The 10,933-nt window shown below is 48.8% G+C and carries 10 protein-coding genes; 5 read left to right on the top strand and 5 right to left on the bottom strand.

Going from position 1 to position 10,933, the window contains the following annotated elements; genetic code table 11:
- Positions 1–393: 393 nt before the first annotated feature.
- On the top strand, positions 394–1,545 hold the full coding sequence (gene nadA / locus BN3003_RS06895) for a quinolinate synthase NadA (RefSeq protein ID WP_234333048.1): 1,152 nt from the start codon (positions 394–396) through the stop codon (positions 1,543–1,545).
- Positions 1,520–3,067 carry an L-aspartate oxidase gene (gene nadB, locus BN3003_RS06890; RefSeq protein ID WP_058355905.1) on the top strand — a complete coding sequence of 516 codons (1,548 nt, stop codon included), beginning with the start codon at positions 1,520–1,522 and terminating at the stop codon, positions 3,065–3,067. Before nadA ends, nadB begins: the two co-directional genes overlap by 26 nt.
- Positions 3,068–3,140: 73 nt before the next feature.
- Here nadB and cyoE read toward each other — a convergent pair whose 3' ends face one another.
- Genes cyoE through cyoA form a run of 5 tightly spaced genes read right to left on the bottom strand, consistent with a single transcriptional unit; the run spans position 3,141 to position 7,944 of the window.
- Complete coding sequence (gene cyoE, locus BN3003_RS06885) at positions 3,141–4,031, bottom strand: heme o synthase (RefSeq protein WP_082625588.1); 891 nt, start codon at positions 4,029–4,031, stop codon at positions 3,141–3,143.
- A gap of 9 nt (positions 4,032–4,040) precedes the next feature.
- The gene (gene cyoD / locus BN3003_RS06880) at positions 4,041–4,367 is read right to left on the bottom strand and encodes a cytochrome o ubiquinol oxidase subunit IV (RefSeq protein WP_058355903.1); all 327 of its coding nucleotides are present in this window, start codon (positions 4,365–4,367) and stop codon (positions 4,041–4,043) included.
- Positions 4,364–4,990: a cytochrome o ubiquinol oxidase subunit III gene (gene cyoC / locus BN3003_RS06875; RefSeq protein WP_058355902.1), complete on the bottom strand. Its 627-nt coding sequence runs from the start codon at positions 4,988–4,990 to the stop codon at positions 4,364–4,366. The genes cyoD and cyoC overlap by 4 nt, the downstream gene beginning before the upstream one ends.
- Before the next feature lie 2 nt (positions 4,991–4,992).
- Complete coding sequence (gene cyoB, locus BN3003_RS06870; RefSeq protein ID WP_058355901.1) at positions 4,993–6,990, bottom strand: cytochrome o ubiquinol oxidase subunit I; 1,998 nt, start codon at positions 6,988–6,990, stop codon at positions 4,993–4,995.
- Between the two features lie 3 nt (positions 6,991–6,993).
- Complete coding sequence (gene cyoA / locus BN3003_RS06865; RefSeq protein WP_234333039.1) at positions 6,994–7,944, bottom strand: ubiquinol oxidase subunit II; 951 nt, start codon at positions 7,942–7,944, stop codon at positions 6,994–6,996.
- A gap of 454 nt (positions 7,945–8,398) precedes the next feature.
- Between cyoA and BN3003_RS06860 the strand changes: the two genes are divergently transcribed.
- From BN3003_RS06860 to BN3003_RS06850, 3 genes are all read left to right on the top strand, one after another.
- Entirely contained in the window at positions 8,399–9,244 is an 846-nt protein-coding gene (locus BN3003_RS06860; RefSeq protein WP_058355899.1) for a 23S rRNA (adenine(2030)-N(6))-methyltransferase RlmJ, read from the top strand.
- Between the two features lie 87 nt (positions 9,245–9,331).
- Positions 9,332–10,321, top strand: coding sequence for a class 1 fructose-bisphosphatase (locus BN3003_RS06855; protein WP_058355898.1), 990 nt, complete (start codon positions 9,332–9,334; stop codon positions 10,319–10,321).
- Between the two features lie 34 nt (positions 10,322–10,355).
- The gene (locus BN3003_RS06850; protein WP_058355897.1) at positions 10,356–10,919 is read left to right on the top strand and encodes a peptidylprolyl isomerase; all 564 of its coding nucleotides are present in this window, start codon (positions 10,356–10,358) and stop codon (positions 10,917–10,919) included.
- Positions 10,920–10,933: the final 14 nt, after the last annotated feature.

Raw genomic sequence — 10,933 nt, 5'->3', positions numbered from 1 at the left:
AAGCCATAAAACCAGCAGTGTTGTGTGCACACCCTTAATAGACTTTAAACTTCACCAAGCCACCAAGCGCATAGCTTGAGCGCCCACCAAGCCTGCATTAGCAGTTTTGCACTCCCAGTGTGACCGCTGTGCAACACATGCAAGACCGTAAAATCCATGCTGTCAGCGCAATAATGGCCGAATTTGCTCGGTTCGCACCCAAAAAAATTCGCCCTCTTTTCAAATTTTTAATGTTTTTATACTCAGTTTGAGCATAAAAACAATTGCACAATATACTCAATGTGAGCATAATTAAATTTCCTTAACCCACCTCATGAAACCACCATGAACACCCTCACCCCCTCATCGCCCAATCAGCGTGCTTACCCATATGAAAAGCCCAGCTTGGCCGATATGCAGCAACATTTACAGGCCGCTCAAAGCGAGCAAAGCGCACACGCATGCGTGCTACACCAAGCTTGGGCCAAAGTCCCCGCCAGCTTAAGCCGCGCTGAGCAGCAAACCCATGTCGCGCACATCCGCGATTTATTACAACAGCGCCAAGCGGTGATGGTGGCGCATTATTATGTGGAGCCCGAATTACAAGACTTGGCCTTGGCCACCGGCGGCATGGTCGGTGACTCTTTGGAAATGGCCAAGTTTGGCCAAGCACATGCGGCGCAAACGCTGTTGGTGGCGGGGGTGAAATTCATGGGCGAAACCGCCAAAATCCTCAGCCCCGAAAAAACCATCTTGATGCCCGATACCGATGCCACTTGCTCTTTGGATTTGGGCTGTCCGGCAGACGATTTTGCGCAATTTTGCGCCGAACATCCCGACCGCACTGTGGTCGTGTATGCCAATACCAGCGCCGAAGTCAAGGCATTGGCAGACTGGGTAGTGACCTCGTCCATTGCCTTGGAAATCGTGACTTTTTTGCACCAACAAGGCAAAAAAATTCTGTGGGGGCCAGACCGCCATTTGGGGCAATACATCCAGCAGCAAACCGGTGCCAACATGATTTTGTGGCAAGGCTCGTGCATCGTCCACAATGAATTCAAAGGCAGTGAACTGGCGAGCTTAAAACAGCAACATCCCGACGCCTTAGTATTGGTACATCCAGAATCGCCTGCCGCCGTGGTAGCACAAGCCGATGTCATCGGCTCGACCAGCAAATTGTTACAGGCCGCTGTCACGCTGCCGGCGCAGATCTTCATCGTGGCCACCGACTTGGGCATTTTGCATGAGATGCAAAAACAAGCACCGCACAAACACTTTATCGCCGCGCCCACCGCCGGCAATGGCGCAACGTGTAAATCGTGCGCGTTTTGCCCATGGATGGCGATGAACAGTTTGCAAGCGTGTGCACACGTCTTACAACAAGGCGATGCGGGCATCACCGTGCCGACGCCAACCTTACAGGCCGCCCGCAAATCCATCCAAAACATGCTCGATTTCGCCGCCGCTTACCGCGAGTTTGGCCCTGCCAGCGACGATTTGCACACCCACATACAGCACTTTCACCACTGGATACGCCACCATGAACGCACAGCAACATTCTTGTGATGTCTTGATCATCGGTGCTGGTTTGGCCGGTTTGAGTGTGTCGTTGTCGTTGCCGGTGCACACGCGCATCATCATCTTGGCCAAACAAGACTTGGACACTTGCGCCAGCAAACGCGCGCAAGGCGGCATTGCCGCAGTGATGGCTGCCGATGACAGCATAGACGAACACATCCACGACACCTTAATCGCCGGCGATGGCCGCTGCGATGAGAAGCAAGTGGCGGCAATACTGGCTGCCGGCAGCGAGGCGATAGACTGGTTGCAGCAATTGGGTGTGCCATTCAGTCTAGACGACGATGGCAGCTTGCATTTGACCCGCGAAGGCGGCCATGGCAAACGGCGCGTGGTTCACCATGCCGACCACACTGGCTTCAGCATTACCGAAACCTTACAACAGCGGCTATTACAACAAGGCAATGTGCAATGGCTGACGCACTTGCAAGTGCAGGCCTTGCGTTTACAGGCCGCTTGCTGTGTGGGCGCGGACGGTGTGGATGATGCAGGTCTTAACCACCACATAGAAGCAAGCCATGTGGTATTGGCCACTGGCGGTTTGGGACAATTGTTTGCGCTGACCACCAATCCGCTCACCGCCACCGGCGACGGTGTTGCCTTGGCCGCACAAGCCGGTTGCCGCACCCAAGATTTGGCCTATGTGCAATTTCACCCTACCGCTTTGGCCTTGCCTGAAAACCCGTGTTTTCTGATTTCCGAAGCGGTACGCGGCGAAGGTGGGTTATTGAGAAATCATGTGGGCGAACGCTTTATGCCACATTATGACGCCCGCGCCGAATTGGCGCCGCGCGATGTGGTGGCACGCGCCATCGCCACAGAAATGCAGCGCAGCCAGCAAAACCATGTGTATTTGGACAGCAGCCATTTACAGGCCGACTTCATCCATGCGCATTTTCCCAGCATCCACGCCCATTGCTTGCAACAGCATCAATTGGACATGAGCACCACCGCCCTGCCGGTGGCGCCTGCCGCCCACTATGCCTGTGGCGGCGTGTTGACCGATGCTTGGGCGCGCACCAATGTGCCAAACTTGTACGCCGTCGGTGAAGTGAGTTGTACCGGTTTGCACGGTGCCAACCGCTTGGCCAGCAATTCCTTGCTTGAGTGTGTGGTCATGGGACGCAAAGCGGCGCAAGCCATAGCAAGCAACAGTGATTGGCCAGTCAACACAACCCAACCCACTACCACAGGCAATTGGCAACAGTTGCAAGCGTTAGTTTTGCAAACTGATACGGCAAACACGGATTTGGATGCCGAGTTTACGCCGGTGAAATTACAGGCCGCCATGAGCCAATATTTTGGCATCGTGCGCGATTTTACGGGTATGAACTTGCTGTGGCAGCAATTGTGTCTGTGGTATCAAAACTTGCCTGAACACGCGGTAGCTGAGCGCTTGCGCTTAATCACCGCCTTATTGATGGTGCACAGCGGCCTTGCCTTGCAACACAACCAAGGCGCGCATTACAACCGCGATTTGGTGACGCTTGCTGCTGAGTTGGCAACTTAAACAAATTGAATTGCTTTTAAGCAGTGTACAAAAATTACAGGCCGCATTAAGCGGCCTGTAACGGTAGTATTCATCAGAAATAAATACTCGGAATCAGGTATTTGACCAAGGTATCAACCACGATACCCAAGCTGAACATCATCATCACTTTGATCGAGTAAAAGAAAAAGCGCCTTGCCCATTTGTCGTTGTCTTCGGCAGCAAAGCCTTGCCAACCAATGGCCCCCCAACGCAAACCATAATAGCCAAAGATGGCCAAAAATACCCAACCCACAGTGCCATACGCGTACAAAGCCACACCGGTGGCCAAATACAAAGCCCAATACACCAACATGGCTTTTTTGGTATGCCCGACGCCTTTAATCAACGGCAATAAAGGAATTTGGGCATTGGCATAGTCTTGTTGGCGAAACACCGCAATCGCATACGAATGCGGAATTTGCCAAAACGCAAACAGCATGAAAATCAGAAAAGCATCTATGTTAAACACCCCAGAAATGCTGCAATAGCCCATGACTGGCGGACATGCTCCTGAAAAACTGCCTAAAGTGGTTTGGTGGATGGAATGGCGTTTGAGCAATAAGGTGTAAATCAACACATACACCACAAAGCCAAAAATACCGATGGCAAACGTAACCCAATTGATGCGCGCCAAAATCAGCAAGGCCGCCAACAACAACAACACCGCAATCACGATGACTTGGATTTTGGGGATGCCGTTGTGTACCAATACACGGTTTTGGGTGCGCGTCATCAAACCATCGATGTCGCGTTCATAGTAATTGTTGAAGACGCAGGCAGAGCCGACCAAACAAAAGGTGGCCAACATCACCCAAAGTAATGTCGGCCAGTCTTGCCAACTTGGTTCAGCCAGTAAGAAGCCACCCAACACAGGAATCATGTTACCAAACACGATTCCTGGTTTGATTAAGCCCCAATAGCGCTTAAACGTCGTTGTTTGCACTGCTGTTTCTTACATCATGAATGTGTGTAATTCGGACAAAATCCACACAGAACCGATGAACAAAATGGCTATGGTCAAGAAGGTATACCAAAAAGACAATACTTGCCATTTTTGGGAATCTTCACGTTTCATGTGTAAGAACCACACCAATTGCACCCAAACTTGGGCAATCATGGTGATGACCAACACAGCTACGGTCAAGCCTTTAGGGAAGCCACCATTCATCACCATAAAGAACGGAATGACCGTCAAGATGATGGAGATGATGAAACCAACCACATATTGCTTGGCAGAACCATGGTCTTGATGTGCATTTACATGGTTATTTCCACTCATTGAATTGCTCCCAATAAGTAAACTTCAGTGTAGACACAAACCCAAACGATGTCTAAGAAGTGCCAGAAAATACTCAACATGGTCAAGCGACGCATCATCACTGGGGTCAAACCAAATTTTTTGATTTGTACCATGATGACTGCCAACCAAATCAAACCTGAGCTCACGTGCAAGCCGTGAGTACCCACCAAGCTGAAGTATGAAGTCAAGAACGCGCTCACTTGTGGGCCTTGGCCGTTATGAATCAAATGATTGAATTCATACACTTCCATGCCAATAAAGATGGCACCCAATACAAATGTGGCAAACAACCACATTTGCAATTTGCCGATATCGCGTTTGGCTTGCGCCAAATGCGCCATACCAAAGGTAAAGCTACTGGTTAACAACACCAAGGTTTCCACAAACACGAAACCCAAGCTCTCTTTAAACACTTCATATTGAGTCGGACCACCCGCTGAATGTTCACGCAATACTTGAAAACCAATGAACAAGGAGCAGAACAAAATCAAGTCGGTCATGATGTAAATCCAAAAACCCAAAGAGGCATTGGCATTTACCACTTCATGATGGTCGTGATGTTCATCGTGATGATGGGCATCATTTACATTCACAGTTGTCATAATTATCCTCGTGATTCTTGGTAGTCACGAACAGCTTGTAAGTGTTCGCTTTCGGTTTTAGCGATGGTCTCTACATCAACATAATAGTCATGTTCAGTGTTGAATGAAGACACAATCAAAGACACGATGGTGCCAGCCAAACCCAATACCGCCAACCACCACATGTGCCAAATCACAGCGAAACCACCCACAGTCAACAAAGCAGCCATGACCACACCGATGGTACGGTTTTTAGGCATGTGGATTTCTTCGTATTTCACATCAGTGGCATACGCTTTACCATGTTCTTTGTCATACCAGAATTGGTCGATGTCATTGATTTGTGGCAATTTTGCAAAGTTATAGAATGGCGCAGGAGACGAAATAGACCATTCCAAAGTACGTGCATTCCAAGGGTCACCGGTAACGTCACGGTTTTTCTTGTATTGGTAAGCTGACCACAAGATGTTCAACACGGTCAAACCAATACCCGCAGCAATCACCAAAGCACCGACAAACGCGACGTGCAAGTAAGGAGTCCATTCAGGATGATCCAAACCGATGGTGTTCATACGACGAGTCATGCCCATGAAGCCCAAGATGTACAATGGTACGAATGCCAACCAGAAGCCCCAGAACCAGCACCAGAAAGAGGCACGGCCCAATTTGTCGTTCAGTTTGTAACCGAACATTTTTGGCCACCAGTAAGTCAAACCAGCCATCAAACCGAATACCACGCCACCGATAATGGTGTTATGGAAGTGGGCAACCAAGAACAAAGAGTTGTGAACCACAAAGTCAGCAGGCGGAATAGACAACAATACGCCAGTCATACCACCGATGGTGAAGGTCACCAAGAAACCTACTGCCCACAACATTGGCACTTCAAAACGAATCTTGCCTTTGTACATGGTGAAGATCCAGTTAAAGATTTTCACACCTGTTGGAATGGCAATCACCATGGTCATGATACCGAAGAAGGCATTCACGCTAGGACCTGCGCCCATGGTAAAGAAGTGATGCACCCAAACCACCATAGACAAGATGGCAATGGCCATGGTCGCGTACACCATCGATTTGTAACCAAACAAGCGTTTACCAGAGAAGGCCGAAACCACTTCTGAGAAAATACCAAACGCAGGCAATACCAAGATGTACACCTCAGGGTGACCCCAAGTCCAAATCAAGTTCACGTACAGCATTGGACTGCCGCCCAATTCATTGGTGAAGAAATGGAAGCCCAACAAGCGGTCTACGGTCAACATCGCCAAGGCGCCAGTCAATACTGGGAAGGTTGCCAAAATCATCATGGCAGCCACCAAGCTGGTCCAAGTGAAAATCGGCATTTGCATCAAAGTCATGCCAGGAGCACGCATGCGCAAGATGGTTACTACCATGTTCACACCAGTGAGCAAAGTACCCAAACCAGACAATTGTAATGCCCAGATGTAGTAATCCACACCCACGCCAGGACTCATCTCGATGTTAGACAATGGCGGATAAGCCAACCAACCAGTGGCCGCAAACTCACCCAATACCAAAGACAACATCACCAATACCACGCCTGACACGAACAACCAGAAACTGAAGTTATTCAACAATGGGTAAGCCACGTCGCGCGCACCAATTTGCAAAGGCACCACCACGTTCATCAAGCCCACTACCAAACCCATGGCCACGAAGAAAATCATGATCACGCCGTGAGCGGTAAAGATTTGGTCATAGTGTTCTGGAGGCAAATAGCCAGGACCGCCATTGGCAGCCAAAGACAATTGCAAACGCATCATGAAGGCATCGGCAAAACCACGCACCAACATCACCAAAGACACGATGACGTACATAATGCCCAAGCGTTTGTGGTCTACAGAGGTAAACCATTCATTCCACAAATAGCCCCACTTTTTCAAATAAGTGATGCCACCCAAAAGCACGATGCCACCCAAAACCATCGCTACCATCGTTACTTGTACGATAGGATCGGCTGGGATTGCATCCAAAGAAAGTCTGCCTAAGAAAGACATAGCTTAATTTCCTCCTGCAGCTGAAGCCGCTACTGGGGCGCTGGCGCCAGTGGCATTTTCATGTTTTGCAATCATGTATTGATCAACAATGTTTTGGAACAAGTTGTTTTCAACGCTGCCGAAATACTGCACTGGATTGGGTTTAGGCGCTTCGGTGCGTTTGGCGTGGTGACCCACTGCCGTTTGATGCACAGGGTCTTGCAAAGACTTGAACTTTTGCATGGTCAAGGTATTTGAAGACGCTTGGGCTTGTTTAATCCAGTTTTGGTATTCCGCTTCAGACACTGCATGGGCTTGGAATTTCATTTTTGAGAAACCGTGACCGCTGTAGTTTGAAGACATGCCGTAGAATTGACCAGGTTCATTTGCAATCAAATGCAATTGCGTTTTCATGCCTGCCATCGCATAAACTTGACCACCCAATTGTGGGATGAAGAACGAGTTCATCGAGAAGTCAGACGTGATGGTGAAATTCACTGGCGTATTCGCAGGGAAGTAAATTTCATTCACAGTCGCAATTTTTTCATTTGGATACACAAATACCCATTGGTACGGTGCAGCGATGGCTTGAATTTGAATGTGTTCTTTATCGGCATCCAAGGGACGGTATGGATCCAATTGATGAGTAGCACGCCAAGAAATGACCGCCATAATCAAAATAATGATACAAGGAACGGCCCACACCCACATCTCAATCTTGTGTGAATAGTCCCAGTTTGGTGCATACTCTTTCTCTACTGCTTTATTGTTATGGCGATACTTCCATGCAAACCACAACGACATTGCAATGGCGGGTATCACCACCAACAACATCATCACAATTTGGATGTAGATCAAATTACGCTGTTCGATACCAACCTGTCCCTTGGAATCGATCAGCACATATCCCTCACCACAACCTGCCAATAAACCGGCAAGCGCAGCAAAAGATAAGACCCGAATCATCTGCTTCATGAGCGTGACCTCAAATAATCTTTTTTGTAAAAAACACAACAACCTCATCATGCAGACTCAGCCGCCTCTACCATTAACAAACAGTAAACGCAGTTAAAACAACATTATGAGGTTTAGTGCTACCAAGTCGTTAACTTATAACCCCGCAATTTTAACAGGAACTTGGTTAAATTTCATGGTTTCCAAGCATTGCAATGGCGCATTGGGCATGAAATCACGGGTGGCTCTGCCATCCCAACCCTGATTCAAATCAATTATTTTAATAATAATCATTGAGTTAGCACAAGATTTAGAAACTTTATACCATTTACAATTAAAAGTTTTTTAAATCACGGATTTACATTTAAATCAGTGGCTTTTTGATTTTGATCAAATCGAATCCGTTTGCAAGGATTCGTGCGCATTCGCCGCACAACCGTTACAATAGACGCCGTTTTCACATTTAGTCGCAACCATGCTCAGCTACCGTCACGCTTTTCACGCCGGCAACCACGCCGACATGCTCAAACACCTTGTTTTGCAGCTGGTCTTGAATTATTACAACCGCAAAGACAAAGCCTATACCTATATCGACACCCATGCCGGTGCCGGTTTGTACGATTTACAGGCCGCTTTTTCGCAAAAAGTGGGCGAGTACAAACAAGGTTGGGAACGCTTGACCCAAGCCAGCGATTTGCCAGAAGTCTTGCAAGAATTTATCGCCCAAGTGCGCGCTACTTTGGACAACGAACAGTCGTATTGCGGTTCTCCGTGGCTGGCTGCGTCATTGCTGCGCGAACAAGACAAGGCCAAGCTGTTTGAATTGCACCCGAGCGATTTTGATTTATTGCGCGGCAACATCGCCAATTTGCACCGTGGCCGCCAGATTCAATTGTTCAAAGACAATGGCTACCAAGGCTTAATCGGCTTGTTGCCACCGCCGAGCCGCCGCGGCGTGGTTTTAATCGACCCACCGTATGAAATGGCGCAAGACTACCGCACCGTGGTCGACACCCTCAAAGCAGCGATGGAGCGTTTTGCCACTGGTACGTATTTGCTGTGGTATCCCCTACTGTCGCGCCGCGACAGCATCGAATTGGCTGGCCATTTACAAAAACTCGCACCCAATAATTATTTACAGGCCGAGCTGTTTGTACACGCACCGCGCGCCGATGGCTTTGGCATGCACGGCAGTGGCATGTTTGTCATCAACCCGCCGTATGTATTGGCAGAACAATTACAGGCCGCTTTACCTGTGTTAACGCAAACACTGGCTCAAGACGACAGCGCTCACTTTGTTTTACAACACCAAAGCGCTTAATGCGGCCTGTAAGCCGTGCTTCGCATGGCAAACTGCTCTAAAATACCCACTTTTAAAAAACCCGCTTCAAACAAAAGGATGGTTTTCATGGCACAAACTTTGAGTGCATTTTTACAAGAACATGCGGCTGCGCATCACATCGATGCGGGCTTGATTGATGTGATGAACACCTTGGCCGCCTCTTGCGTGGCCATCAGCGACAAAGTGCGTTTGGGCGACTTGGCTGGCATCATCGGTGAAGCCGGCAGCGACAATGTGCAAGGCGAACACCAAAAGAAATTGGATGTGATTGCCAACGACATGTTGATCAGCGCCTTGCAAAACAATCCTCATGTGGCCGGTTTGGCTTCGGAAGAAGAAGACGAATTTGTGGCAGCCAATCAAGACGGCCAATACTTGGTGTTGTTCGACCCTTTAGACGGCTCATCTAATATCGATGTGAACATTTCCATCGGCACCATTTTCTCTATTTTGCCGCACCAAGGTGAATTGAGCACCGCCAGCTTTTTACAGGCCGGCAATCAACAAGTGGCCAGTGGTTATGCCTTGTACGGCCCACAAACCTTGTTTGTGTTGACTTTGCGTCACGGCGTGTTTGTATTCACCTTGAATGCAGACGAAGAATTTGTGATGACGCGTGAGCACAACCACATAGCCGCGGCCACCAAAGAATTTGCCATCAATATGTCCAACCAACGCCATTGGCAAAGCGCGATGCAAGACTGCATCGCTGAATTGTTGCAAGGCAAAGAAGGCGTGCGTGGCAAAGACTACAATATGCGTTGGGTCGCTTCTATGGTGGCCGAAGTGCACCGCATCTTGATGCGTGGCGGCGTGTTCATGTACCCAAAAGACAAGCGTGACCCAAGCAAAGCCGGCAAATTGCGTTTGATGTACGAAGCCAATCCGATGAGTTTGATTGTGAGCCAAGCCGGTGGTTTGTCTACCAACGCCCACCAAGCCATTTTGGACATCCAACCCGAAGGTTTGCACCAACGCGTATCGGTGGTATTGGGCAGCAGCGAAGAAGTAACTTACATTACCGACAAACACATCGCCACCGGCATGCAAGCTTAATCTGTACTTGAATTGATTTTACAGGACGCTGTTTATGAAAAAATTACTTTTGGCTGCCGTACTCGGTGGCATCGTCCTCAGCAGTTTTGCCGCCACACCGGTGCGCATCGAAACCTCTATGGGCAATATTGATTTGTTGTTGGATGAACAAAAAGCACCGATTACGGTGAAAAACTTCGTGTCTTACGCCAACAAAGGCCATTACAACGGCACAATATTTCATCGCGTCATGGATGGCTTTATGATCCAAGGCGGCGGTATGGACGCGCAAATGCGCGAAAAAGCCACCGACAAAGCCATTGTCAATGAGTCTAAAAACGGCTTGAAAAACACCGTTGGCACCATTGCGATGGCGCGCATGCCCGCACCGAATTCGGCCACCAGTCAATTTTTCATCAACACCGCCAACAACACCCCCTTGAATTACAAGGGTCCAACCCCAGCTGGAGCGGGTTATGCGGTGTTCGGTCGCGTGACCGCCGGCATGAATGTGGTCAATGCCATTTCCAAAGTGCGCACAGGCTCCAAAGGCATACACAGCGACGTCCCTCTTACCCCTATTGTGATTAAAAAAGTCACTGTATTTAAAACCCAGTAATCATTAGCGAAAGA

The organism is Vitreoscilla massiliensis (assembly GCF_001457815.1).
GTDB classification, from domain to species: Bacteria; Pseudomonadota; Gammaproteobacteria; order Burkholderiales; family Neisseriaceae; genus Vitreoscilla; species Vitreoscilla massiliensis.
This window is presented reverse-complemented; position numbering and strand designations above follow the sequence as displayed.

Bases quoted from the DNA above. Each gene is read 5' to 3' on its own strand.
- nadB (WP_058355905.1), top strand. From the start codon at position 1,520: ATGAACGCACAGCAACATTCTTGTGATGTCTTGATCATCGGTGCTGGT.
- cyoD (WP_058355903.1), bottom strand. From the start codon at position 4,367: ATGAGTGGAAATAACCATGTAAATGCACATCAAGACCATGGTTCTGCC.
- BN3003_RS06850 (WP_058355897.1), top strand. From the start codon at position 10,356: ATGAAAAAATTACTTTTGGCTGCCGTACTCGGTGGCATCGTCCTCAGC.
- cyoC (WP_058355902.1), bottom strand. From the start codon at position 4,990: ATGACAACTGTGAATGTAAATGATGCCCATCATCACGATGAACATCAC.
- BN3003_RS06855 (WP_058355898.1), top strand. From the start codon at position 9,332: ATGGCACAAACTTTGAGTGCATTTTTACAAGAACATGCGGCTGCGCAT.
- cyoB (WP_058355901.1), bottom strand. From the start codon at position 6,990: ATGTCTTTCTTAGGCAGACTTTCTTTGGATGCAATCCCAGCCGATCCT.
- BN3003_RS06860 (WP_058355899.1), top strand. From the start codon at position 8,399: ATGCTCAGCTACCGTCACGCTTTTCACGCCGGCAACCACGCCGACATG.
- nadA (WP_234333048.1), top strand. From the start codon at position 394: ATGCAGCAACATTTACAGGCCGCTCAAAGCGAGCAAAGCGCACACGCA.
- cyoA (WP_234333039.1), bottom strand. From the start codon at position 7,944: ATGAAGCAGATGATTCGGGTCTTATCTTTTGCTGCGCTTGCCGGTTTA.